Here is a 24,452-nt window from a genome sequence, read left to right on the forward strand (position 1 = left end):
TCAGGAACTTTGAAAACTTTAAAAAACGGATTTTGATTGCCTTGAACATAAAGAAAGAGAGAACGAATTTCGTCCTCTCTAGGTGTTAGCTTTTCATCTACCCACTACAGTTGACAAAGAGCCTTATTTAGGAGGAAATATGATCATTAGACAAGCAAAAATGGAAGATTTAGCAGATATTGTTCGTATTGAACAAGCTAATTTTTCAGAAAATGAAGCCGCTACTCCAGAAGCTATGCGGGAGAGGGTAAAAAAAATTAGTGATACTTTTCTTATTTCAGAGATAGATGGAAAAATATCGGGTTATATTGAGGGGCCCGTTATTCCACATGAGTATATTACTGATGAACTCTTTCATGAAGTGAAAGAAAATGATCATGAGGGTGGCTATATCGCTATTACCAGTCTTTCGGTTGACGTCAATTTTAAGGGCCAAGGTGTTGGAATGGCCCTTCTAGCTGCTATGAAAGACTTAGCAGTTTCAACTCATCGGCAAGGGATTACATTGACTTGTCATGATGAGTTAATTTCTTATTATAGTATGAATGGATTTGAAGATAGAGGTTTATCTGAGTCTAACCATGGTGGTAGCGTTTGGTATAATATGGTTTGGGAAAACCCTTATTTTCATTAAAATGTGTTAAGAAACTGTAACAAATAATCCCAAATATTGCTTTTGTGAATGGATTACGGTATAATGGCGTTTGACAATGATTAGGAGGCCATATTTTGACCGATAATTTTGACGATAAACAAAAAGAAGTCAGAAGCTTTAAAGAGAAAATTTTAGAAGATATCAAGAAAGCCAATGAACAGAGAGAGGCTGCTTTGGCAGCGGCAAAAGCTCGAGAAGAAGAGTTGAAGCTCGCTATCGCTGAAGCTGAATTAGAAGCACGTCGTCGTGAAGAAGAACTTAAATTAGCAGAAGAAGCTAAACGTCGTGAAGAGGAGCTAACCAAAGCTTTAAAAGAAGCAGAGGAAAAAGAAAAAGCCCTTCGACTTCAAGCTGAAGAAAATGCAAGATTGGAGCGCTTAAAAGAAGAAGCACAAGAACGTGCTCAAGAAGAAGAGCGTAAGTTGGCGTTAGAGGAAGCTAGACGAGTTGAGGTTGAAAGACAAGCTCAAAAAGTAGCTGAAAAAATCGCTCAAGCACAGAAAATTAGAGAAGAAGCTTATAAAAAAGCAGCTAGTGAGCAAGCTTCCCAAAAATCAGATTCATTTTCTGATAAAGAAACAGCTTTCAAAAAAGAGGAAGATAGTCTTTTTTCTGAAGTAAGCTCTGATTTGGCCGAAACACCTCAACAGGTGGCTAAAGCTTCGCTTGCAAGTGTGTTAGCTCAAGAAAACCTTTCTAAAAATACGATATCTAGTACTGAGGAGTTCGTAGAAGAGCAAGTCTTGAGTGAAACATCAGATCAGGTAAATGAAGCTGGATTAGTCGAAAATATTTCGGTAGAGGAGCCGCAGTTTGTTGAAGAACCTGAATTAGAGGAGCTTGTGATTGATATTGATCATCTAGATGATCAATCAGAAAATCAGGCATTAATGCCATCAAATGATGACAGAGAGGAAGGTCTAGTAGACACAACTACTATGAGAAAACGAAAAACAAATGTGATTGCCATGCGTATTTCAGCAATTTTAGTCACGATTATCGTACTTCTAACTCTAGCGACAGCTTTTGTTGGTTATCGTTATATCTCTACTTCTTTGGCACCAGTCAACAGTAAATCAACAGAATATGTTCAGATTGAGGTGCCAGAAGGTGCAGGCAATAAGTTAATTGGAAATATTTTAGAAGAAGCAGGTTTGATTAAGAGCTCATCTGTTTTCAACTATTACACTAAGTTTAAAAACTTTGCTAACTTCAAGAGCGGTTACTATAATTTACAACCGAATATGTCCGTAGAGGAAATTGCAAAAGAATTGCAAAAAGGTGGGACTTCTGAACCAGTTAGTCCTGCTCTTGGTAAAGTTCGCATTACAGAAGGCTATACTATTAAGCAAATCGCAGCCTCTATTTCTAATAACGTCAATACAAAGACCACAAGTGATAAGACACCATTTACGAGCGAGGAGTTTTTAAATCTGATTCAGGATGATAGTTTTATTGCTAGTATGGTAGAGAAGTATCCACAGTTGTTAGGAAGTCTCCCATCAAAATCAGATGTGAAGTATCAACTTGAAGGTTATCTTTACCCCGCAACGTATGATTATTACGAAGATACTACTTTGGAAGATCTTGTTGAGCAAATGATTGCAGCTATGGATACTAATTTAGATCCATATTATAATAGTATCAGTAAACAAAACATGACAGTCAATGAAGTTTTGACTCTATCTTCTCTAGTTGAAAAAGAAGGCTCAAGCGATGAAGATCGTCAAAAAATTGCGGCAGTATTTAATAACCGATTAGCTCAGAATATGCCTCTTCAGTCTAATATTGCTATCTTGTATGCAATGGACAAATTAGGAGAAAAAACAACTTTAACAGAAGATGCAACGATTGATACTTCAATTGACTCGCCTTACAATATTTATGTGAATACAGGTTTAATGCCTGGTCCAGTAGATAGTCCTAGTTTGTCTGCTATTAAAGCAGTCATTACACCAGCTGAAACGAGTGACCTTTATTTTGTAGCTGATGTGACAACTGGGAAGGTTTATTTTGCAGAAGATTATGAAACCCATTCTGCTAATGTTGAGAAATATGTTAATAGTAAATTAACGACATCATCAAGCAGTAATTAAAAGAAATGTGGGAAACCACATTCTTTTTAAAGAAAAACAAAAAAAGAAAGAAGAGAAATAAAATGGCAGAAAAAACATATCCAATGACTTTAGCAGAAAAAGAACAGTTAGAACAAGAACTTGAAGAGTTAAAACTTGTTCGTCGTCCTGAAGTTGTTGAGCGCATTAAAATTGCCCGTTCATATGGCGACCTTTCTGAAAACAGTGAGTATGATGCTGCTAAAGATGAGCAAGCTTTTGTTGAAGGTCAAATTTCAACGATTGAAACCAAACTTCGTAACGCTGAGATTATCAATAGTGATGCTGTAGCTAAGGATGAAGTAGCGATTGGAAAGACAGTAACAGTCAAAGAAGTCGGTACAAATGATACAGATGTTTATTCTATTGTTGGAGCTGCAGGAGCGGATGTTTTTGCAGGGAAAATTTCCAATGAAAGTCCTTTAGCGCATGCTTTAATTGGGAAAAAAACTGGAGATAAAGTTGAAATCGACTCACCAGCTGGAAGCTATGAAGTAGAAATCATCAAAGTAGAGAAAACACTTTAATACTATTCTATTGCTAAAAAATATTATAAAGGGAGTGGGAAAGCTCCCAACAAATAAGAAAAAGGTTCGTTAATCACAAATCTCTCACTAAGTTTATACACCTGGTGAGAGATTTGTGGTTATTTTCATCATTCTGTGGGTGAGGGCCTAGCCATCATGGATGTCTACGTCCAGTCTCTTTATTAGTATAAGTGTTCACCCACTACTAAGCTAATTAAAGTAGTAAAGGAAGTCAGTTAAAAAATAGATAGTAAAAACCTGCTAAAAATAAGTTAGCAGGTTTTTACTATTGTTTAAAGAGCTAAGAGAAGATAATAGACTGTTTTAGTCATTTCTTCCTAGAATGCGTAAAAGATTTAGGAAAAGATTGATAAAATCAAGATAGAGGCTTAACGCCATAGAAATGGCCCAACCGTCTTGAACACGTCCACCAGTTTGATAATAGACATTTTTAATCATCTGATTATCATAGGCAATAAGTCCTGAAAAAATCACAACGGAAATAATACTGATCATGAAACTCATTCCAGAACTTCCTAAGAAGATATTAACCAGACTAGCTAAAACAATCCCAATCAAGGCTGCCATTAAGGCCTTCCGCATTCCTGATAGATCCTTGTTTGTCACACGTCCAATCAGAGCCATCACAAAAAATAGAAGAGCAGAAGATAAGAAGGCGGAAAGAACGGTTGCTCCTGTATATTGTGCGATAATAAAGCTAAGTGTGAACCCATTTAAAGCTGAGTAAGTTAAAAAGATAGGTAAAGCTGCAGGGCTGTTTTTTCGTGCAGAACTTGAAGCGACAAAGACAAGTGCTAGCTCGATAAAGCCTGCTGCCATATATAACCAAGGAGCATTGGTCATGATGGCTACCATATTATCTCTAAAAACGGTTGTCATCAGAGCTGCTACTAGGGCTGATAAGCCGATCCCCATACCAACTAGGCTATAAATTTTTGTAAAGAAGCTGGCTAAACCAGAGTCTGTTTGCGTGTAAACGGTTTGTTGATTCATATATTCTCCTTTGATATGTTAATGATGGTGACTACCTAAAAATTTTCTGCTAAAACGTCGTGCTCTTGGCCATACTTTTTTTAAAGGACGCATAGCCTCACGCACTGCCCAATACTTATCGACAAAAGTGACGATATACCCTTCTTTGTAACGTGGCGGTGCAATAGTAGCTCCCCACATGTGTTTTAAGATAATATCTTCTTCTTTTTTGTTTAGGGTTGTGATTTTATTAGCATTTCTAACAGCAATACGAGGATGAGTCCAAGCATGTCCTTTTTTAAACTTTGTGGTACGCCAATCGTAGTAAAACATGTCGTGTAACAGTCCGCCACGGGCAGTACTTTTTGCATCCCAGCCAAAACGTTTAGCTAATTTGTAGCTAGTGTAGCTAACATTTATCGAATGCTCTAGGCGATTAGAATGGTGATGTTGAACAATTTCTTCTAATCGTTGAACACGAGGATGTTGGATGAGATGGCCAACATGTTCCATATATTCTTTATCTTTGTAGGCTTTCATAATTTTTCACCTCTTGATTTATTATAGCACAAAAGCTTAAACAAGACTAAAAATCACTATTCCTGCAGCAACGGCAACATTTAAACTTTCTGCCTGACCAGGCATAGTAATATGGATAAGATGATCGGCCTGCTCTGCCATTTTTTTAGAAATACCACTGCCTTCATTTCCCATGACAAGAGCAAAGGAAGATGGTGCTTGAATTGCTTTATAATCAACGGATTGTGGTGCTAAAGTAGTGGCTAGAATGCAGATATGATCTTCCTGCAACTGTTTGATGATCTTAAAGATATCTTGTCGGTAGATAGGAAGATGGAAATGGGATCCTTGCATGGCACGAAGTGTTTTGGCATTATAAAGATCAGCTGTTTTTTCTGATAAAAATATGGCATCAAATCCTGCTGCATCAGCTGTTCGGATGATGGTTCCCACATTTCCAGGATCTTGAACATCTTCAAGAATCAAAAATTTACCTTTAAGCTGTTGAGGAAAGTCTAGATTAGGATATGCAATTTCTGCTACGACCCCTTGGGGTGTAGCAGTATCTGAGAGTTCTTTTAAGACGTCATTTGTCACTAAATGAACCTGATCAAAGTGAGTGACACGATCAGCATACAACTCAAGAGTAAAGAGATTTAAAATCTCTGCTCCATATTTTTGAGCTTCTTCAAGTAAATGCCATCCTTCAATGAGGTAAGAATGTTTTCGATGTTTTTTTTGCAATAATTTTTTAGTCTTTTTGATTAAATTATTGGATTTTGAGGTTATAATAGTCATATAGCTATTATAACCAATTTGAGGAGGGAAAGACAATGAAAAAAGTTCGTATTTTAGTTTCTGGTCGTGTTCAGGGGGTTGGTTTTCGCTATTCGACTTATGCCTTAGCTATCGAGTTAGGTGATATTTATGGTCGTGTTTGGAACAATGATGATGGTACAGTTGAAATTCTTGCCCAATCAGACGATAGTCATAAAATGGCTAAGTTTATTCAAGAAATTCGTAAAGGGCCATCACGTTTAGCAAAAGTGGACTATTGTGATGTGCAAATGGCTGCTTTTTCCAATTATAGTGATTTTAGGATGGCTAACTAAAAAATCAGTCCCTAGAAGTATTGAGTATTTTTCAAAAAAACGTTAAAATAAGTAGATATTATCTATTTAGAAGGAATGATTACCATTGAAAAAGAAACTTAATCGCGTCCTTTTTTCAGGACTATCCTTGTCTTTACTTCTTTTTTTGTCAGGCTGTGTCCAACAAAAAAATGGAAAACCAACTGGTGAAGGCTGGGTTTATAAACTTTTAGTGGAGCCTATGGGCCATGCTATTAAATACTTTGCCAATGATTTGGGCTTAGGGTTTGGTTTGGCTATTATTATCGTGACCATTATTGTCCGATTTGTGATTCTCCCACTTGGTCTCCAACAATCTTGGAAGGCTGCTTATCAGTCTGAAAAAATGGCATTTTTAAAACCTGTTTTTGGTCCCATCCAAGAACGCATGAAAAATGCTGAGACACAAGAAGAGAAATTAGCTGCGCAGACTGAATTTATGACAGCTCAACGAGAATATGGTGTGAGTCCTTTAGGTGGCATTGGCTGCTTACCGATCCTTATTCAGATGCCGTTTTTCTCAGCTCTATTTTATGCAGCTCGTTTTACTGAAGGTGTTGCAGAGAGTACTTTTCTTGGAATTGACTTAGGAAATCCAAGCTGGACTTTAACACTTAGCACAGCAGTCCTTTACTTTGTTCAATCATGGCTTTCGATGGTTGGTGCTCCTGAGGAGCAAAGACAGCAAATGCGTTCTATGATGTTCATGATGCCTTTGATGATGGTCTTCATGTCAATGAACCTTCCTGCAGGAGTGGGGCTATACTGGTTGGTCGGAGGTTTCTTCTCGATTTTCCAACAACTGATTACAATGTATGTGCTTAAGCCACGATTACGTCAAAAAGTTGCCAAAGAGTTTGAAGAAAATCCTCCAAAAGCTGTTCAATCTCATAAACGCAAGGATGTTACTCCACAAGCTCAAAAATCGGTAACTACTAAATCTAAAAGTAACCGCAATGCTGGTAAACAGCGTAAATAAAAATCTGACGCCTTTTATCTTACATTGAGAGTAAACAGTCTCTTGCAGATAAGATGGTAGGCCACTTTATGAAGCGTTACAATAAGAAGCTGGGAATTTAACCTAGCTTTTTATGCTTTCCCCCTCTTATATTAAGCTTGTTATAAGCTTTTTAAGATAAGATAGTGATTAGAAAAAGTAATAAATCATTACTAATACTTAATTTTAGGAGGAGACAGGTGAAAAACCTACTGAAACACATTCGTCTAGATCAGCCACTCAAGGAACTCAAATGGTTTGATCTCATTATTTTAACTGTTATTATTTGGGGAAATTCTATTTATACTTCAACGCTTTATTGGATAGCATCCTTTTCAGCGACAGAAGCAGCCGATACAGGAGTCAGCTCGTTTACAGCTTCTGATAACTGGTGGGCACTAGGTAATCAAGCCAAATTGTTAGCTTTAGCCATCCTCTATCTGTTGATTCGTCGTTTTGATTTTAAACAGTTAAAGGTGAAGCTTTCTTGGAATGTGTTGTTATGGGGACCATTGATCTTTTTAGGTGCGGGACTGATCAGTGACTTAACTTTTACGCTCTATTCCTTTATTCCAGGTATCAAATCTGGCTATAACTACTTAAGTTATTTGCCTTATTATGATTGGTCTATTATGACACCTATTAAATACTTTATGTCATTAGATGCCAGTCGTATTATTTATTCTTTATTTAATGGTTTTTACGAAGAGTTTTTCTTCCTAGGTCTTTTGTTGAGTACAAGTCAAAAGAAACGTCCGTGGGTACTTCTATTTTCAACGATTGTTAGAACATCCTTCCACACTTACCAAGGCTTGCCGTCAGCGCTGGTTATTGGGGTTCCATTTGGTTTATTCTATTACTACCTTTATACGAGAAAAAATAACAATTTGACACCGTATTTCTTAGGTCATGCCTTAGCTGATATGGCTGGAACAAGTTTCTTTGCCTTATTTATCGCTTCTTAAGAGCAAGAGATAGTGTTAGATAGATAAATTAGGGATGTTACCCTAGCTTTTTTCTTGTTAAAAATCATCTTTTATTCATTCTCATTTTTTGTTATAATACCCTTAATATATTTTTGAGGAGAGCCTATGAAGACACCATTTATCAGTAAAGAAGCTTTAGATAACATTACTGCAGAATACCCAACACCTTTTCATCTTTATGATGAAAAAGGAATTCGTGAGAAAGCACGTGCTTTAAATCAAGCATTTTCATGGAATAAAGGATTTAAAGAATACTTTGCGGTGAAAGCCACTCCAACACCAGCTATTTTAAAAATTCTTCAAGAAGAGAATTGCGGAGTGGATTGTGCGACAGAAGTCGAACTTTTGATGAGCCATAAAATGGGCTTTACGGATATCATGTTTTCTTCAAATGATACTCCAGCTCAAGAATACGTCTATGCTAAAGAGGTTGGGGCGACCATCAATTTAGATGCCTACGAGGATATTGCATTTTTAAAAGAGGTTGCAGGTCTTCCAGAAACAATTTCTTTGCGTTATAATCCAGGAGGGGTTTTTGCCTTAGGAACAGATATTATGGATCATCCAGAAGAATCAAAATTTGGCATGACCAAGGATCAGTTATTACAGGGATTTAAAGAGTTAAAAGAAGCAGGGGTTAAGGAATTTGGGATCCATTCTTTTTTAGCTTCAAATACCGTTACCAATGATTACTATCCTGTTTTGGCACGTCAGTTATTTGAGTTGGCTTTAGAGATTCGTGAAAAAACAGGGGTGACTTTGAGTTTTATTAACCTCTCAGGTGGTATTGGCGTAAATTACTATCCTGATCAAGAGCCAAACGACATTGCTCTTATTGGTGAGGGAGTAAGAAAGGCTTATGAGGAGGTTTTAACACCTGCTGGAATGGGTGATGTGAAAATCTTTACAGAGCTTGGACGTTTTATGTTAGCTCCGCATGGTCTTTTAGTGACAAAGGTCTTGCACCGTAAAGAAACTTATCGAAAATATGTTGGAGTAGATGCCAGTGCTGTCAACCTTCTTCGCCCAGCCATGTATGGTTCTTATCACCACATTACTAACATGGACAATCCTAATGGCAATGAAAAGGAAGTTGTTGATGTTGTTGGCGGACTTTGTGAAAATAATGATAAATTTGCTGTACAAAGAGAGCTACCTCTAACAAAAATTGGGGATACTTTGGTCATTCATGATGCGGGTGCGCATGGTTTTTCTATGGGGTATCAATATAATGCTAAACTTCGCTCAGCAGAATTACTCTACCAAGAAGATGGAACGATTCGCTTGATTCGTCGTGCTGAAACTCCATCAGATTATTTCGCAACCGTTGAGGGATTTGATTTTTAAGATTGATAAGAAAGATTGAATTTAATTCAATCTTTTTATTTATAAAAGGTCCAATCGTAGAATTATTTAACTTGTAGGACTTCCTCTTTTTTGTCAAATGATCAGAAATTTGCTATAATAGGTGAGTAAAAAAACTAGGAGAAAAAATATGATGCCAGTTTGGATTGCTATTTTATTGATTATTGTTGCTCTTGTTGCAGGTCTTGTTGGGGGAACCTTTATTGCCCGCCGTCAAATGGAAAACTATCTTGAGGAAAATCCACCTCTTAATGCTGATGTGATTCGTACTATGATGAGTCAAATGGGTCAAAAACCTAGTGAAGCTAAGGTGCAACAGGTTGTTCGCCAAATGAACAAACAACAAAAAGCTGCTAAAGAACAAGCTAAAAAGAAAAAATAATTTTTTGAAATAAGACTAGGGAACCCTAGTCTTATTTTAGAAAGAAGATAAAATGGATAATAGACCAATTGGTTTTTTAGATTCAGGTGTTGGAGGCTTGACGGTTGTCCGCGAGTTGATGAGACAACTGCCTCATGAAGAGATTATATATATCGGTGATTCAGCTCGTGCCCCTTATGGCCCTAGACCTGCTGAGCAAATTAAAGCTTATACTTGGGAATTGGTTAATTTTTTATTGACCAAAGATGTTAAAATGATCGTTTTTGCCTGTAATACCGCAACGGCTGTTGCTTGGGAAGAAGTTAAAGAGAAGCTCGATATTCCAGTTTTAGGTGTCATCTTGCCAGGCTCTAGTGCAGCTATTAAATCTACTGTAGGTGGTGAAATAGGTGTTATTGCGACTCCCATGACGATTGAGTCAGATATTTATAAAGAAAAAATTAATCGTTTGGCACCAGAAATGCGTGTTCAAAGTTTAGCTTGCCCTAAATTTGTTCCCATCGTCGAGTCAAATGAGACGCAGACCAGCCTAGCGAAAAAGATAGTTTATGAAACTTTGGCTCCATTAGTGGGAAAAGTTGATACACTGATTTTAGGTTGTACCCATTATCCTCTACTGCGTTCGATTATTCAAAATGTTATGGGACCACAGGTGAAGTTGATTGATAGCGGTGCAGAATGTGTTCGGGACATCTCAGTTTTATTAAATTATTTTGAAATTAACCGTAGTAGGCAAGGTGATGTGTTGAATCACCAGTTTTATACCACAGCTAGTCCCTTGGCTTTTAAAGAAATTGCGGAGGCTTGGTTAGGGAGAGATATTAGAGTGGAGCATGTAGAATTATGACAGACCAAATTTATAACTATCAAGATGAGAAAAATTATTTTATTGCAAAATTTGATGCCTTTAATGACTTGACTTGTTTTGGTGGAGATGAGACTTATGAGAGTCTCCAAGATGCATTTCATCAGTTAACTAAGGCTTTAAAAATTGATAAGCTTCAAGTCCATGTGGCAATGTGGGGATCCATCTTTAGTTTTTATAGCTTTTTAATTGATACTATCAATCATCAGGAAAATCGTCAGTTAAAATTAGTGCAACATCAAGGTGCGCTTCTAGTGACAGAGGCTAACCAAGTATTAATGGTTCACTTGCCTAAAGAAGGTCTTAGTTTAGAAGAGTTTTTTGGAAAATCCTCAGAAACTAACACTATTGGAGATACTATCTTGATTGCGACACGCAATGAAGGAAAAACAAAAGAGTTCCGTAAGTTATTTGGGAAATTAGGGTTAAAGGTGGAGAACCTTAACGATTACCCTGATTTACCCGAGGTGGCAGAAACTGGTTTGACCTTTGAAGAAAATGCTCGATTAAAAGCAGAAACGATTTCGCAGTTAACGAATAAGATGGTCTTAGCAGATGACTCAGGATTAATGGTTGATGTCTTAGGAGGAATGCCAGGAGTTTGGTCAGCACGTTTTGCGGGTCCAGATGCTACAGATGCTGCGAATAACGCTAAATTATTGCATGAGTTGGCGATGGTTTTTGATATGGAAAATCGAACTGCTCATTTCCATACCACTTTAGTTGTTGCATCACCAAACAAAGAAAGTTTAGTTGTAGAAGCTGACTGGGATGGGTATATTGCAACTATTCCTAAAGGAGAAAATGGTTTTGGTTATGATCCGCTCTTTTTAGTAGGAGAAACTGGAAAAACATCGGCAGAATTATCTGCTGAAGAGAAAAATGAAATATCTCACCGTGGTCAAGCTGTTAAGAAGTTAATGGAGGTCTTTCCATCATGGCAAAATACAGATTAATTGTAATGAGTGATTCTCATGGGGATCGCCAGATTGTTGAAGCCATTCGGGAGAAATATTTAGGAAAAGTCGATGCTATTTTTCACAATGGAGACTCGGAGCTCCCGTCGGATGATGTCATCTGGTCAGGGATAGAAGTTGTCCGTGGAAATTGTGATTATGATAGTGGCTATCCAGAAAATCGAGTGACAAAGTTTCCTGATCTCGTGGTAGCCCAAACACATGGACATTTATATCATATTAATTTTGAGTGGCATCGTTTAGATTTATTTGCACAAGAAGCTGATGCTGATATTTGTTTGTATGGACATTTGCATCGTCCAGCTGCTTGGAAAAACGGAAAAACACTTTTTATCAATCCAGGGAGTGTCTCTCAACCTAGAGGAGAGATTAACGAACGTTTGTATGCTAAGATTGAAATTGATGAAGCTACTATTAAGGTTGATTACTATACTAGAGACCATCAACTCTACTCTGATTTATCAAAGGAATTCTCAAGATGATTGCAAAAGAATTTGAAGACTTTTTGACGGGACAGTTGGACACTTACCTTATCCCTGCAGATCAGTTGGCAATTTTTGTAGATACCCACCACATTGATCATGTGATGCTACTATTGGCAAATAATGGCTATTCTAGAGTCCCTGTGATTACTAATGATAAAAAATATGTTGGGACCATCAGTATGTCTGATATCATGAATTATCGCTATTAGCATGAGTTGGCAGACTGGGAATTGTCACAGACTGATATTGCTTTAGCTGTAAGTGATAAGATTGAAACCATTAATTTAAATGCTAGTTTAACAGAGGTACTGCATAAGCTTGTTGATAATCCCTTTTTACCTGTAGTGACAGACAACAATAGTTTTGTCGGGATTATTACTCGTAAAGCTGTTTTAAAAGCTGTTAATGCTTTATTACATGAATTTACGGATCATTATAGCATTACAAAAAAATAAAAGGCAGTGATGGTGAATGCTTTAATGACCTTTTATAAAAGACGTTTACCCTAATGACAGACGATCACAATAGAAAGATGATTTTGGGAATTGAGTAATGATATTAGATTTAGTAGAAGCTTTTATTGAGGAGAAGAAGTTATCGGCAAATTCTCGACAATCTTATTATTATGATTTGCAACAATTTATGAAAGTTGTAGATGGACAAATAAGAGAGAGTAAGTTACGCTTATACGAAGCTTCTCTAGTGGATTTAAAAGTATCTGCTAAAAAACGGAAAATATCTATAGTCAATCAATTTTTGTATTATCTTTATTCTAAGCAAGCAGTTGAGCATTATTTTCGTTTGGAAAACCGCGAAAAATTAGATAAAGAACCGATACAGGATGCAGTGCTGGATTTGGAGTTTTATTCTGTTCAAACTGACTATCCTAAAGGAAAATTGATTGCCTTGTTAATTTTGGAGTGTGGCTTATCACCAAATGAGTTACTTCAATTGAAAGTAGAAGACATTGATCTTACTTTTCAGGTAATGGCTATTAGTCGTGACGGGCATCATCGTATTATCAAGTTATCTTCTAATTTGGCAGAGTATTTAGAGGATTATCTTTCTTCACAGCTTTATCTTTTTGAGCATCAGGGGAAGGTCTATTCGCGACAATGGATTTTTAACCAATTGCGCTTTTTCTTGGAAGAGCAAGGTTTATCAGATTTAAATGCTCAAAGATTAAGAGAGCAGTATATCTTATGTCAGAAACAAAAAGGCCTTAATAGTTTGGAGATTGCTAAAACCTTAGGGTTGAAGAGTCAAGTAACACTGGAGAAATATTTTAAGTGATATGGAGATAAAGATAAAAGATTTTGAAGGTCCCTTAGACCTTTTGTTGCATCTTGTGTCAAAATATGAGATGGATATTTATGACGTCCCTATTGCTGATGTGATTGAACAGTATCTTGCTTATATTAAGACTTTACAGGCTATGCGTTTAGAAGTGGCTGGAGAATATATGGTAATGGCCAGTCAGCTAATGTTAATTAAAAGTAAAAAACTCTTACCGAAAGTTGCTAGTCAGATAGTAGATGAGGAAGATCTGGAACAAGAATTACTTGAGCAAATTGAGGAGTACAGTCGTTATAAGATAGCCAGTCAATATCTCGGTAAGCAACATACCAAACGTGCCCACTTCTTTTCAAAAGAAAAAACAGAATTAGTGTATGAAGATATTGAATTGCTTCCTGATAAGACGGTTATTGATTTGTTTTTAGCTTTCTCTAAAGTGATCTCCGAGCATCAAAGTAAAGGGTCTCAGATGGAGACAACAGTGGTGGCAGAGGATTATAAAATTGAAGATATGATGGTTGAGATTGACACCATTTTAAGCGCCAATAAACAAATCCTTCTTAGCCAGTTATTTAGTAAGCGACAGCATAAGAATGAGTTGATTACATTATTTTTAGCTATTTTAGAATTGATTAAAGTACAATCTTTAAGAATAGAGCAGTCTGAAAATTTTGGGGAAATTCTTTTAATGAAGGAGGAGAGATGAGCAGTCTCGCAAAAATAGAGGCACTTTTATTTATAGCAGGAGAAGAGGGACTAAGTTTACGGCAATTAGCAGAAATGTTAGAGATGCCTCCAACTGGTTTAGTCCAATCTTTAGAAAAATTAAAAGATAAATATAAGGCAGATGAAGAGAGTGCTTTGTGGCTGATTAGTACAGCCAATCAATACCGTCTAGTGACAAAAGAAGACCATGCTGATCTTCTGCGCCAATATGCAAAAACACCGATCAATCAGAGTTTGTCTCGGGCCAGTATGGAGGTTTTATCTATTATTGCTTATAAGCAGCCGATTACACGTATTGAAATAGATCAGATTAGAGGAGTGAATTCAAGTGGTGCAATTGGTAAATTATTGGCCTTCAATTTGATTGCGGTAGCTGGTCATAAAGAGGTTATTGGTCGTCCAAAGTTATATGAAACAACAGCCTATTTTCTAGATTTTATGGGAATTAATCATATAGAAGAATTACTGGATATTTCAAGCTTAGAAGAGGAAGAAGGCGAAATTAATCTATTTGAGGAAAGAGAGTTAGAGGAAGAAAATGAGAATTAATAAATATATTGCTCATGCTGGTTTATGTAGTCGACGAAAAGCTGAGGCTTTAATTCAACAAGGTTTGGTAACAATTAATGGAAAGGTTGTGACAGAGCTCTCTACTACTGTTAAATCAGGTGATAGAGTAGAAGTTGAAGGAACTCCAATCTATAATGAAGAGAAAGTTTACTACCTCTTAAATAAGCCACGCGGTGTCATTTCTAGCGTATCAGATGAAAAAGGAAGAAAGACTGTAATTGATTTACTGCCAGATGTTAAAGAGCGAATCTATCCAGTTGGTCGCTTAGACTGGGATACATCAGGTTTATTAATTCTGACAAATGATGGAGATTTTACAGATAAGATGATCCATCCTAGAAATGAAATTGATAAGGTGTATCTTGCGCGTGTTAAGGGGCTTGCAACTAAGGAAAACCTTCGTCCCTTGGTCAAAGGGATTATGATTGATGGTAAAAAAACCAAGCCAGCCCGTTATACCATTTTAAAGACAGATCGTGAAAAAGATCGCTCAGTAGTGGAATTAGTGATTCATGAAGGGCGCAATCATCAAGTTAAGAAGATGTTTGAGGCTATTGGCTTGCCAGTCGATAAGCTATCACGTACGCGTTTTGGGACTCTAGACTTATCAGGGCTTCGACCAGGTGAAGCACGCCGTCTAAACAAAAAAGAAGTTAGTCAACTTCACAATGCAGCGATTACAAAACAAAAATGACATCATTTTTTATTTATTTGGTAAAGTTATATCAAAAGGGGATCTCCCCTTTTTTTCCAGCAACCTGTCGTTTCCAGCCAACTTGCTCCCAGTATATGATCATAGCGATCGAAAAACATGGGCTCAAGGGAATTTTAATGGGAATCGCCCGCATTTTACGTTGTCATCCTCTAACAAAAGCAGGAGAAGATCCTGTACCTGATCATTTTACTTTGAAAAGAACTAGGAAAAGATGACCTCTAGCTAGAGACTTTTGGTATAAAGATTAGAAAAACACTCCTGCGATGACAATCTCAGGAGTGTTTTTGTAGGGGATTAGATTTTAGACCAAGTCTTTGGTAAGAATAGCAGGAGAAGAGGATAGATTTCCAATCGTCCAGCAATCATGGCAAAAGAAAGTAATAATTTTGAAAATGGACTAAAAATCGCAAAGGTTTCATTTGTTCCTAAAAGAGGACCGATATTATTAAATGTACTAGCAGCAGCACTAATGACAACCATAAAATTGTTATTATCCAGGCTGATAATTAAGACAAGGAAGATAAAAATCATGGTATAGACTGAAAGGTATTTCAAGACACCACTTTGAGTTTCCTTATCTAACACGCTATCATTAATGTGTAACGAGTGAACACGGTTTGGAAATAAGCTAGCTAAAATCTGATTTTTAGCTATTTTTGAAAGGATTAAACCACGGATAACCTTAAACCCGCCAGCTGTGGAACCAGCACAGCCACCAATAAACATCAATAGTAATAAAATATATTGTGAAAATAAAGGCCATACAGTTAAGTCTGTTATTGGAAACCCAGTAGTTGTAATAACAGTCGATACTTCAAAGAAGATTAGCTCCAGTGCCGTTTTATCAGAGTTGTAAATTCCTCCCGTATTTAAGAAAATTAATAATGTTGAAGTAGCGACAATCAGTAAGTAAAGTCGCAATTCTTCATCTTTCAAGACGATTTTGACTTTTCTTAGCAATAATAGATAGTAGAGGTTAAAGTTCACACCAAATATTAGGGTCCCAATAGCAACAAGCATCGTAATGAGAGAGCTATTGTAGTGAGCGATACCATCATTATAGACTGTAAAACCTCCTGTACCAGCTGACCCCATGGCTGTGATGAAGCTGTCAAATAAAGGCATGCCAGCTAGATATAATATCACAGTAAAAATTGCAAACATAGCCAAATAAATAATATAGAGGATTTGTGCAGTATCTTTTAGCTTGGATACAATTTTTCCAAAAACAGGACCAGGAACCTCAGCCCGCATGACTTCTAAGTGGGCATTTTTTGTGTTATTCATGATGGCTAAGGCAAAAACCAGTACGCCCATTCCTCCAATGAGGTGGGTAAAACTTCTCCAGAAAATCATGGAGTGGCTTAAAACAGAAACATCAGGAAGTATAGTTGCCCCAGTAGTTGTAAATCCAGAACTTGTTTCAAAAAAAGCATCAATCAAGCTAGGAATTTGACCACTAAAAACAAAAGGAAGTGCACCAAAAAAGGACCATAAAATCCAGCAGAGAGCAACAATCAGGACTCCCTCTTTGGTATAGATATGATAATTTTTTGGCTTAAAAAGCTGTCCTAATATCCCAAATACTAGAAGTATTCCAATCGTTTTTAAAATAGCAGATATGATAAGCAAATCTTCTTTATAAATCAGCGCGACAATTAAGGGAAGGATAAGCAATACAGCTTCAATTAGCAAGAGTTTTGAAAGCAAGTAGCGAACCATTGATCTATTCATTTATACTACCTCGCTAACAAGTCATAAATATGGGTCACATTTTTTAAGAGTGTGATGACAACGACCTTATCCCCAATTTCCAAACTATCTTCTCCCGTAGGGAAAATAGGCTTTCCTTTACGGATAATGCCTACAATTAAAACATTGTTTCTAAAAGCTATAGAAGAAAGTTTTTTACCAGCCAGCTTATTTTGCTCTCTGACTTCAAATTGTAGGGTTTCTATTCTACCATGAGCTAAGTGGTGCATAGCCTCTAAGCTAGAGTGTTGTGCATTTACGCGACCGCGGATAAAGTGCATAATAGAATCAACGGCGATATTTTTAGGCGTTACAATAGTAGAAAATTCTTTGTGATCAATAATTTCTAAAAGACTTGTTCGATTGACTTTAGTGATATTTTTTTGAACGCCAATACTTTCTAAGAACATGGAGGCTACAATATTTTCTTCATCAACTCCAGTTAATGTGGCTACAGCATCAAAACCAGCAGCATTTTCTTCTAACAAGACATCTTTTGCGGTACCATCTCCATGTACAACATGGATTTTAGGAAATTCTTGACTAAAAAATTCAGCACGATCCAGATGATGTTCAATGATCTTAACATTAATTTTGGTATTTTTTAAAATATTAAGGAGATAGTAGGAAATTTTTCCAGCTCCAATGAGCATGAGGTTTTTGACAATTTTAGCCTTGACAAAGTTATGGAATAGGACCATTTCAACGCGATTTCCAGTTACAAAAATTTTGTCTCCCGGTAAAATGGTTTGCTCCCCATCAGGAATGAGCACCTCTTGTCCACGTTCAATGGCACAGACTAGGATATTTCCAAATTTTTTTCGGAACTGATTGAGTGACATTTGACAGAGTTTATTAGATTCAGTAATCTTAAATTCCATCAACATGACACGACCATTCACAAAATGTTCTACAGATTGTGCATTTGGAAAATCAATGGTATTTGCGATATAACGAGCTGTTAGTAATTCTGGATTGATAATAAGTGAGAAACCAAGAAAATTCTGATCTTTGAAATAAGGGTTAGAGTATTCAGGATTTCTAACACGAACCACAGTTTCTTTGGCCCCCATTTTTCTTGCTAAAACGGCCGCTACCATGTTAAGCTCATCTTTATCTGTGAGAGCAATAAAGATGTCACAATCTTGAACATCCGCTTGCTCTAAAATCTTATGGTTGGCCCCATTTCCTAGGATACCGATGATATCATAGCGCTTGGTGATTTTTTTCAAAACACTTTCTTTTTCTTCGATTAAGATGACATCATGCTTTTCTTCAACAAGTGATCGGCAAAGGGCAGTTCCAACTTTTCCTCCGCCAATAACAATAATTCTCATGTTAAACCTCCAAATGATACCTTTTATCATACTCTTTTTTTGCCAAAAAATCATTAGTTTTTTCTTAATTATAATAAACTGAAATAGTCCTGTAACATTTTTTGATGCCCTCTAAAAATAATGGAAAAAAACGAAAAAATAGGTTGACAATGGTCACATAAGTGATATAATTATCACATGCTATTCGCTGGTTTAAATCAAACCTGTTATGATTTAAGTTAACGAATCATCCCAAACCACGCTGTTTGCTGAGCTAGACTCCGGGCAGCGTGGTTATTTTTATGTAAAAATAACTAGGAGGAATCAATGTCTCAAGTATCTTTTGGTCGTAATCATATTGTTTTATTTGAACCTCAAATTCCACAAAATACAGGAAATATTGCTAGAACCTGTGCGGCTACTAATAGTCCACTACATATCATTAAGCCAATGGCCTTTCCGATTGATGATAAAAAAATGAAACGAGCAGGTTTAGACTATTGGGATAAATTAGATGTTCATTTTTATGATAGTATAGAGGAATTTATGGCTTCGTATCAAGGGGAACTTCATCTAATCACTAAATTTGCAGATCAAACTTATTCAGATGCTGATTTGAATAAAGAGGGTGATCACTATTTTATGTTTGGACGAGAAGACAAAGGGCTGCCAGAGGAGTTTATGCGCCAGCATCCTGAAAAAGCTCTTCGTATTCCAATGAATGATGAACATGTCAGAAGTTTAAATGTTTCAAATACTGCTTGTATGATGGTTTATGAAGCTCTTCGTCAACAAAACTTTGAGGGGTTGGAGTTGAGCCACCGTTATGATGGAGATAAACTGAAATAAATTCTGATTTTTAAAAAAGTAAAAAACATATGTTATACTAGTATGAGTTAAAGGAGGTTCAGATAATGGCAAGTAAAAAAATGTTGCACGCTTGTTTACGTGTAGAAAATCTTGAAGCATCTCAAAAATTTTATGAGGAAGCATTTGGCTTTAAGGAAACACGTCGTAAAGACTATCCAGAGCATCAGTTTACCTTGGTTTATCTCGCTTTAGAGGGAGATCCTTTTGAAATTGAGCTAACTTATAACTATAATCATGGTCCATATACTGTTGGAGATGGTTTTTCTCATCTTGCATTATCTTCTGATGATTTAGAGGCTGATAATGCCAAACATAAGGCTTTGGGGTATCCCACAACAGATATCAGTGGTCTTCCAGGAAATCCAGGACATTATTATTTTGTTACTGACCCTGATGGTTATCGTGTAGAAGTTATTCGTGAAGATTAAGAAGTTGTAAGTGAGAGGCTATCACTACAAATAGCTTTCCTATATTTCCCTTGCACTTTAAAAGTTAGTGAGATGTCCTAACTTTTAAAGTGCTTTTTTACTGATTTTTAGTTTAAAAATATAGCAAAAATTACTAATTAAAGATAAATGACTTGTCAAATTTTTATTTTTTTGTTAAGATAAAAGTGTCTTCAGGGCAGGGTGAAAATCCCGACCGGCGGTGACAAGTCTAGGATTACTAGATTTGAAGTCCGTGAGCGCAAGCTGATGTGGTGCAATTCCACAACCGACAGTATAGTCTGGATGGGAGAAGACCAAGTTTTTTGTGCTGGCTTTTTTAGTGTACAAAAATAGTTGGACCTTCTTTCAAATTGTAAAATTTGGAGGAATTTTTTATGTCTAAGACAAGAAAGTTGGCCTATGTGGCCTTGTTGGGAGCACTTTCTTTTGTGCTCATGCTAGTAGATTTTCCTATTATTCCAGGAGCAGATTTCTTGAAGGTAGAACTTAGTATTTTACCTATTTTAGTAGGATTAACGCTCTTTGGACTTAAAGAAGCCTACGTTATCTTAGTATTGAGAACGCTTTTAAAATTAGTATTAAATAACCAAGGCATCTCGACCTTAATTGGTTTACCAATGAACGTGCTTGCACTAGGGGTGTTTATCTTATTTTTTTCACTTATATGGAAAAAAGAAAAAACACGCTTACAGTTTGTACTGGCAGGTTTATTAGGAACCTTGAGTTTAACAGGAGTAATGCTTTTGTTAAATTATTTCTATGCGATTCCTTTATATGCGACGTTTGCAAACTTTGATATTGAAAAACTTATTGGTATTGGTCGGTATATGATCGGGATGGTCCTCCCCTTTAATCTGATTCAAGGGCTAATTTTTACACTTTCTTTTGCTTTACTTTATCTTTCGCTTAAGCCTTTATTGCTAAAATATTCTTATGAAAAATAAACAACTTTATCTTACAAGAGCTTCCTTTGCTATTTTAGCCTTTGTGATGCTCGGTTATGTCGTTCGATTTTACCCAGAGCAGTTGGTGGTCTTTGATCAACCGATTCAATCTGCTATTCGAGGCTCTCTGCCTGACTTTTTAACCTCGCTGTTTAAAAGTATTACCCTTGTAGGAAATACGTCCACTCAGGTGATTTTAGTCCTAGCAATCTCTGCCTTTCTTTATTTTGTCAAAAAATGGAAAGTTGAAGCTGGGCTGGTTGCCTTAAGTGGCGTTTTAGCTGGTGTGCTCATTGTCGTTTTAAAAAATATTTACGATCGTCCTCGTCCTTCGATAGAACATCTTGTTCATGCAGATGGTTTTTCATTTCCAAGTGGGCACTCTTTAGGAGCCTTCTTGATTTTTGGCAGTCTTCTGATTATTCTTCATCAGCGTTTGGAAAAAAGCTGGCGCAAAACAGTGTTTGAAGCTCTGTTAGTCCTTTTGATTGCTTTTGTTGGTTTGTCACGGATATATTTAGGGGTTCACTATCCAACGGATGTTTTGGCAGGTTTTGTGATGGGGTATGGTGTGTTAAATCTCCTGTATCCTTTTTACGATCAAAAACGGTTTGAATGGCGTTTTCAAGCCAAACAAAAATAAGTCAGACAGGAGAGCTCAATAGATTTTTAAACAAAGGTTGGTACAGCCATCCTTTTTCTTTTGCTTTTTTTCCTTGCTGCAAAGTGCTATAATAATCCCTATGACAGAAAAAGTGAGGACGCTATGATAAAACGACCGATTCATCTTTCCCATGACTTTTTAGCTGAGGTCTTGGACAAAGAAAGTGTCGCAGTAGATGCGACAATGGGAAATGGAAATGATACGCTTTTTTTAGCACAATTAGCTAAAAAAGTCTATGCTTTTGATATTCAACAGCAAGCATTAGAAAGAACAAGGCAACGCTTGAAAGAGGCTGGTATTAGCAATGCAGAGCTTATCTTAGAAGGGCATGAAACCGTTGGGAACTATGTTGATCGTATTCGTGCAGCTATTTTTAATTTAGGCTACCTTCCAAGTGCAGATAAGAGCGTCATTACGGTTCCTAAGACAACCTTGTCTGCGCTTGAACAGATTTTGGAGCGTCTAGAAGTAGGCGGACGAGTAGCTATTATGGTTTATTATGGTCATGAGGGGGGAAGTTATGAAAAAAATGCCCTATTACATTATGTCGAGGATCTGCCGCAAGAATATTTCACTGTAATGGCTTACCAACCTCTTAATCAAATTAACACGCCACCTTTTTTAATTATGATTGAAAAATTGAAGGAAACAGAAAATGGAAACTAATGTACTGGAAAAAATTACGCAGATGCGTCAAAAATACATTGAGAATAAACCTAAACATCACGTTGCCCAAGAAAGAGTTGCCTTTCAAGATAAAAAGATTTTAAAAATTCAAAAAAAGTTAGCAGCTTTAGAATTAGAAAAATGTCAGCGGAGATTGGAAGCGCGAGATGTCTCAGTGATTGAGGAAAAAATTAATAAACAAAGGGAACTCTATGGGCATTGTTGCCAAAAACGTTAGGAGGTCTTTATGCATTTTGCCATTATGTTGATCACTTTTTTATTGGCTTTGATTTTGTCCAATGTTATCAACAGGATGCTCCCTAAACTTCCTTTGCCCTTTATTCAGTTAGTTTTTGGACTTTTGTTAGGTTTATTCTACCAAGGCTCTGAGTTTAAACTAGACGGAGAGTTATTTCTAGCATTTGTGATTGCCCCTATTAACTTTAGAGAGGGGCAGGAAAGTGACATTGCTAGCTTTTTAGAGCACCGCTCTATTATATTGTATCTGATTCTCCCTACTGTCTTTGTGACCACACTGGTCCTAGGTTACTTTTCTGGTATCTTTCTTCCTATTGAGATGCCTTTAGCAGCTTGCTTTGCTCTAGGGGCGGCTCTTGGTCCGACAGATGCCGTGGCTTTTATTTCAATGGCAAACCGCTTTAATTTTCCAAAGAGTGTTGAAAATATTTTAAAGTCAGAAGGGCTTTTAAATGATGCGAGCGGCTTAGTTGCTTTTGAGTTTGCTGTGGCAGCCTTACTGACAGGGACTTTTTCTTTAGCACATGCTAGTTTACAACTATTATGGTCGATATTAGGTGGCTTTTTAATTGGTTTTAGCCTATCGTTGTTGAGTCGTTGGAGTTTATCCTTACTTGAAAAATTTGATGCAGCAGATGTTACAGGGGCACTCTTACTGGAGCTGTCTTTACCGCTTTTAGCTTATTTTATTGCTAGTGAAGTCGGTGTCTCAGGTATCATTGCAGTCGTGATAGCAGGGGTGATGCAGGCGAGACGCTTGAAGAAAATCACCTTATTTGATGCTCAAGTTGATAAGGTGTCCCATGTTGTGTGGGATACGGTGATTTTTCTTTTAAACGGCTTGGTTTTTATGGTCTTTGGATTTGAAATGACCCATATTTTGGAACCAGCTTTGACCAGTCCACTTTATAGTAATTGGCACCTTCTAGGGATTGTCATTGCAGTGACAGCTTTGTTATTTTTAACCCGATTTTTACTTTTGGGACTTTACTACTTTTGGGAAAGCAGACGTTTAAAAAATTCGTTTTCATCTTATATTCAAGATATTTTGCTATTAACATTTTCTGGTGTCAAAGGGACAGTGTCTATAGCTACTATTCTTTTATTGCCAGAGACAGATTCCCTTCAATATAGTTTAACTCTTTTTACTGTTGGTGCCGTTACTCTATTGAGTTTTTTGACAGGCTTAGTTGTTCTTCCCTACTTAGCAGGAGAAGGGAGTGAGGAGGTTAATCATGTGTCTCAAATTTCCATTTTAGCTGATGTTGTTCAAATCTTAGAAGAAGATGTAAAAAATAGCACAGAAAAAGCCGCCTTATATGCTGCTATTGACAATTATAAAGACCGTATTGAACGCTTGATTTTGGAACAAGAACCGAGTGAGGTTAAGCGTGAATTAGCCATCATCCAACTATTGATTATCGACATTGAAAGTGATGGCTTAGAGTATGCCTTGTCTAAAGGGCGTATTAACTTGAAAGAATACCGTATCTATCAACGGTATTTAAAAGTGTTAGAAGGTCAGGTTAATAGAGGATTTGTCTCAAATTTTGCATATGGTTTTCGGATATTCTTACGTGTCTTAAGAGCTGTCTTACATGAGGTGACTAGCTTTGGGTATCGCATAAGACAAGTTTTAAAAAAAGAAGACCGACAACGATTTCAGCTGAGTCAAGATAATCGTGACCATCTAGCAGATGTTTATCTACAAAATACGGAGCTTGTGTTAGATGCTTTAGAGGAGCTTGAGGGGGTTTATAGTCCAGCCTTAGTGAATTTCCTTCAAATGTCACGTCTTCAAGAGGCAGAAGTGATGGCATCAGGTGCTTTTGTTGAGAGGGTTTTAACACGAGCAAGACCAAATAATATGGATGAGCTTTTACGAGGATATTACTTAGAGCGAAAACTGATTTCAGAGTATCAAGACAAGGGCATCTTAACAGCAGAGGAAGCCAAACGTCTTAGAAAAAATGTTAATGAACTCGAAAGCTATTCCTTAAATGAGGTTGATCATAACTTTTTAGAACCAGCCTCTGTCTAATTTTTATCCCCAACCAAACAGGACCTAACCACTCATTGAAGGAGTAGTTAGGTCCTGTTTTTATGGCTCTATAATTTCTGTAGTGGGTAAGAACACCGTGGAAATTATGGAGCCTTTTTGAATATAGAAAAAAAGTCCCATATGACCTATAATGAAAAGCGACTAAACTATCATTCTAGAAAGGTTCATA

The 24,452-nt window shown here is 36.8% G+C and carries 28 protein-coding genes, 1 pseudogene and 1 riboswitch; of the genes and pseudogenes, 24 read left to right on the forward strand and 5 right to left on the reverse strand.

Going from position 1 to position 24,452, the window contains the following annotated elements; genetic code table 11:
- The first annotated feature begins 139 nt into the window (after positions 1–139).
- The 3 genes from ACVRWY_RS07420 (at position 140) to greA (ending at position 3,296) form a co-directional block, all read left to right on the forward strand.
- Positions 140–634 (forward strand): GNAT family N-acetyltransferase, encoded by a 495-nt coding sequence (locus ACVRWY_RS07420; RefSeq protein ID WP_354369508.1) that lies wholly within the window; start codon positions 140–142, stop codon positions 632–634.
- 95 nt (positions 635–729) lie between these two features.
- On the forward strand, positions 730–2,751 hold the full coding sequence (gene mltG / locus ACVRWY_RS07425) for an endolytic transglycosylase MltG (protein WP_354369510.1): 2,022 nt from the start codon (positions 730–732) through the stop codon (positions 2,749–2,751).
- 62 nt (positions 2,752–2,813) lie between these two features.
- Positions 2,814–3,296, forward strand: a complete 483-nt coding sequence (gene greA / locus ACVRWY_RS07430; RefSeq protein ID WP_354369512.1) for a transcription elongation factor GreA — start codon at positions 2,814–2,816, stop codon at positions 3,294–3,296.
- Between the two features lie 324 nt (positions 3,297–3,620).
- On the opposite strand, the gene ACVRWY_RS07435 is transcribed toward greA, so the two are convergent.
- The 3 genes from ACVRWY_RS07435 to ACVRWY_RS07445 are packed head-to-tail and all read right to left on the reverse strand — an operon-like array spanning position 3,621 to position 5,606.
- Entirely contained in the window at positions 3,621–4,310 is a 690-nt protein-coding gene (locus tag ACVRWY_RS07435) for a Bax inhibitor-1/YccA family protein (RefSeq protein WP_354369514.1), read from the reverse strand.
- 18 nt (positions 4,311–4,328) lie between these two features.
- A complete protein-coding gene (locus ACVRWY_RS07440) occupies positions 4,329–4,829 on the reverse strand; it encodes an HD domain-containing protein (protein ID WP_354369516.1) in 501 nt (166 codons plus the stop codon).
- A 36-nt stretch (positions 4,830–4,865) separates the two neighbouring features.
- Entirely contained in the window at positions 4,866–5,606 is a 741-nt protein-coding gene (locus ACVRWY_RS07445) for a TrmH family RNA methyltransferase (protein ID WP_354369517.1), read from the reverse strand.
- Between the two features lie 35 nt (positions 5,607–5,641).
- Here ACVRWY_RS07445 and ACVRWY_RS07450 point away from each other — a divergent pair, with 35 nt between their 5' ends.
- The 14 genes and pseudogenes from ACVRWY_RS07450 (at position 5,642) to yidD (ending at position 15,517) form a co-directional block, all read left to right on the forward strand.
- Positions 5,642–5,920, forward strand: coding sequence for an acylphosphatase (locus ACVRWY_RS07450; RefSeq protein WP_354369518.1), 279 nt, complete (start codon positions 5,642–5,644; stop codon positions 5,918–5,920).
- A gap of 85 nt (positions 5,921–6,005) precedes the next feature.
- Positions 6,006–6,917, forward strand: coding sequence for a membrane protein insertase YidC (gene yidC, locus ACVRWY_RS07455; protein WP_354369520.1), 912 nt, complete (start codon positions 6,006–6,008; stop codon positions 6,915–6,917).
- 218 nt (positions 6,918–7,135) lie between these two features.
- A complete protein-coding gene (locus ACVRWY_RS07460) occupies positions 7,136–7,900 on the forward strand; it encodes a CPBP family intramembrane glutamic endopeptidase (RefSeq protein ID WP_354369521.1) in 765 nt (254 codons plus the stop codon).
- A gap of 126 nt (positions 7,901–8,026) precedes the next feature.
- Positions 8,027–9,268: a diaminopimelate decarboxylase gene (locus ACVRWY_RS07465; protein WP_354369523.1), complete on the forward strand. Its 1,242-nt coding sequence runs from the start codon at positions 8,027–8,029 to the stop codon at positions 9,266–9,268.
- Positions 9,269–9,419: 151 nt separating this feature from the next.
- On the forward strand, positions 9,420–9,668 hold the full coding sequence (locus ACVRWY_RS07470) for a YneF family protein (RefSeq protein WP_321058534.1): 249 nt from the start codon (positions 9,420–9,422) through the stop codon (positions 9,666–9,668).
- A gap of 52 nt (positions 9,669–9,720) precedes the next feature.
- The gene (gene racE / locus ACVRWY_RS07475) at positions 9,721–10,515 is read left to right on the forward strand and encodes a glutamate racemase (protein ID WP_354369525.1); all 795 of its coding nucleotides are present in this window, start codon (positions 9,721–9,723) and stop codon (positions 10,513–10,515) included.
- Positions 10,512–11,489: a nucleoside-triphosphate diphosphatase gene (locus ACVRWY_RS07480; protein WP_354369527.1), complete on the forward strand. Its 978-nt coding sequence runs from the start codon at positions 10,512–10,514 to the stop codon at positions 11,487–11,489. Before racE ends, ACVRWY_RS07480 begins: the two co-directional genes overlap by 4 nt.
- On the forward strand, positions 11,471–11,992 hold the full coding sequence (locus ACVRWY_RS07485) for a metallophosphoesterase (RefSeq protein ID WP_354369529.1): 522 nt from the start codon (positions 11,471–11,473) through the stop codon (positions 11,990–11,992). Before ACVRWY_RS07480 ends, ACVRWY_RS07485 begins: the two co-directional genes overlap by 19 nt.
- Positions 11,989–12,450, forward strand: a pseudogene (cbpB, locus tag ACVRWY_RS07490) (cyclic-di-AMP-binding protein CbpB). The gene ACVRWY_RS07485 and the pseudogene cbpB overlap by 4 nt, the downstream one beginning before the upstream one ends.
- 97 nt (positions 12,451–12,547) lie before the next feature.
- The gene (xerD, locus tag ACVRWY_RS07495; RefSeq protein ID WP_354369531.1) at positions 12,548–13,288 is read left to right on the forward strand and encodes a site-specific tyrosine recombinase XerD; all 741 of its coding nucleotides are present in this window, start codon (positions 12,548–12,550) and stop codon (positions 13,286–13,288) included.
- A 1-nt stretch (position 13,289) separates the two neighbouring features.
- Entirely contained in the window at positions 13,290–13,997 is a 708-nt protein-coding gene (locus ACVRWY_RS07500) for a segregation/condensation protein A (RefSeq protein WP_354369533.1), read from the forward strand.
- Positions 13,994–14,566, forward strand: coding sequence for an SMC-Scp complex subunit ScpB (gene scpB, locus ACVRWY_RS07505; RefSeq protein WP_354369535.1), 573 nt, complete (start codon positions 13,994–13,996; stop codon positions 14,564–14,566). The genes ACVRWY_RS07500 and scpB overlap by 4 nt, the downstream gene beginning before the upstream one ends.
- Positions 14,556–15,281 (forward strand): pseudouridine synthase, encoded by a 726-nt coding sequence (locus ACVRWY_RS07510; protein ID WP_354369537.1) that lies wholly within the window; start codon positions 14,556–14,558, stop codon positions 15,279–15,281. Before scpB ends, ACVRWY_RS07510 begins: the two co-directional genes overlap by 11 nt.
- Entirely contained in the window at positions 15,278–15,517 is a 240-nt protein-coding gene (gene yidD, locus ACVRWY_RS07515; protein ID WP_354369539.1) for a membrane protein insertion efficiency factor YidD, read from the forward strand. The genes ACVRWY_RS07510 and yidD overlap by 4 nt, the downstream gene beginning before the upstream one ends.
- Positions 15,518–15,596: 79 nt before the next feature.
- Here yidD and ACVRWY_RS07520 read toward each other — a convergent pair whose 3' ends face one another.
- Together ACVRWY_RS07520 and trkA are read right to left on the reverse strand one after the other, a co-directional pair.
- Positions 15,597–17,036: a TrkH family potassium uptake protein gene (locus ACVRWY_RS07520; protein ID WP_354369541.1), complete on the reverse strand. Its 1,440-nt coding sequence runs from the start codon at positions 17,034–17,036 to the stop codon at positions 15,597–15,599.
- Positions 17,037–17,041: 5 nt separating this feature from the next.
- Entirely contained in the window at positions 17,042–18,391 is a 1,350-nt protein-coding gene (gene trkA / locus ACVRWY_RS07525; RefSeq protein WP_354369543.1) for a Trk system potassium transporter TrkA, read from the reverse strand.
- 306 nt (positions 18,392–18,697) lie between these two features.
- Here trkA and ACVRWY_RS07530 point away from each other — a divergent pair, with 306 nt between their 5' ends.
- The 7 genes from ACVRWY_RS07530 to ACVRWY_RS07560 all read left to right on the forward strand — a co-directional run bounded on the left by ACVRWY_RS07530 (position 18,698) and on the right by ACVRWY_RS07560 (position 24,262).
- On the forward strand, positions 18,698–19,219 hold the full coding sequence (locus ACVRWY_RS07530; protein ID WP_354369545.1) for a tRNA (cytidine(34)-2'-O)-methyltransferase: 522 nt from the start codon (positions 18,698–18,700) through the stop codon (positions 19,217–19,219).
- A gap of 65 nt (positions 19,220–19,284) precedes the next feature.
- Positions 19,285–19,668: a lactoylglutathione lyase gene (gene gloA / locus ACVRWY_RS07535; protein ID WP_354369547.1), complete on the forward strand. Its 384-nt coding sequence runs from the start codon at positions 19,285–19,287 to the stop codon at positions 19,666–19,668.
- A 183-nt stretch (positions 19,669–19,851) separates the two neighbouring features.
- A riboswitch (FMN riboswitch) is annotated at positions 19,852–19,987 on the forward strand.
- Between the two features lie 76 nt (positions 19,988–20,063).
- The gene (locus ACVRWY_RS07540; protein WP_354369549.1) at positions 20,064–20,633 is read left to right on the forward strand and encodes an ECF transporter S component; all 570 of its coding nucleotides are present in this window, start codon (positions 20,064–20,066) and stop codon (positions 20,631–20,633) included.
- Positions 20,623–21,276 (forward strand): phosphatase PAP2 family protein, encoded by a 654-nt coding sequence (locus ACVRWY_RS07545; RefSeq protein WP_354369551.1) that lies wholly within the window; start codon positions 20,623–20,625, stop codon positions 21,274–21,276. Before ACVRWY_RS07540 ends, ACVRWY_RS07545 begins: the two co-directional genes overlap by 11 nt.
- A 123-nt stretch (positions 21,277–21,399) precedes the next feature.
- On the forward strand, positions 21,400–21,963 hold the full coding sequence (mnmM, locus tag ACVRWY_RS07550) for a tRNA 5-(aminomethyl)-2-thiouridylate-methyltransferase MnmM (protein WP_354369553.1): 564 nt from the start codon (positions 21,400–21,402) through the stop codon (positions 21,961–21,963).
- Positions 21,953–22,201: a hypothetical protein gene (locus tag ACVRWY_RS07555; protein WP_354369555.1), complete on the forward strand. Its 249-nt coding sequence runs from the start codon at positions 21,953–21,955 to the stop codon at positions 22,199–22,201. Before mnmM ends, ACVRWY_RS07555 begins: the two co-directional genes overlap by 11 nt.
- Positions 22,202–22,210: 9 nt before the next feature.
- A complete protein-coding gene (locus ACVRWY_RS07560; protein ID WP_354369557.1) occupies positions 22,211–24,262 on the forward strand; it encodes a cation:proton antiporter in 2,052 nt (683 codons plus the stop codon).
- Positions 24,263–24,452: the final 190 nt, after the last annotated feature.

It is taken from the genome of Streptococcus porcorum (assembly GCF_053203725.1).